Genomic DNA, 460 nt, shown 5'->3' on the forward strand with positions numbered 1-460 from the left:
CTGGCAACGACAGGCTCGACGGCGGCGCCGGGGATGACGCTCTGACCGGCGGCGCAGGCAACGACCTGTATTATGTCGACAGCGGCCTCGACCGGGTGATCGAAGCGGGCGGCGGCGGGACCGACAGCGTCTACGCCCGCGTCGACTATGCCTTGGCCGCCGGCCAGGAAGTCGAGAGCTTGCGGGCCAATGCCGGCGCGACTGGCCTGACCCTCACCGGCAACGAATTCAACAACACGCTGGTGGGCGGCGCCGGCAACGACACGCTGAACGGCGGCATCGGCAACGACATCTTGGTTGGCGGCGCCGGGGATGACGCGCTGACCGGCGGCGCTGGCAACGACAGGCTCGACGGCGGCGCCGGGGATGACGCTCTGACCGGCGGCGCAGGCAACGACCTGTATTATGTCGACAGCGGCCTCGACCGGGTGATCGAAGCGGGCGGCGGCGGGACCGACAG

The 460-nt window shown here is 70.2% G+C and carries 1 protein-coding gene; it reads left to right on the top strand.

Going from position 1 to position 460, the window contains the following annotated elements; genetic code table 11:
• The coding region (locus tag EOA85_RS36975; RefSeq protein ID WP_164760213.1) for a calcium-binding protein at positions 1-460 on the top strand (460 nt) is incomplete at both ends.

Origin of the sequence: Mesorhizobium sp. M5C.F.Ca.IN.020.29.1.1 (assembly GCF_003997375.1) — a bacterium.
GTDB classification, from domain to species: domain Bacteria; phylum Pseudomonadota; class Alphaproteobacteria; order Rhizobiales; family Rhizobiaceae; genus Mesorhizobium; species Mesorhizobium wenxiniae.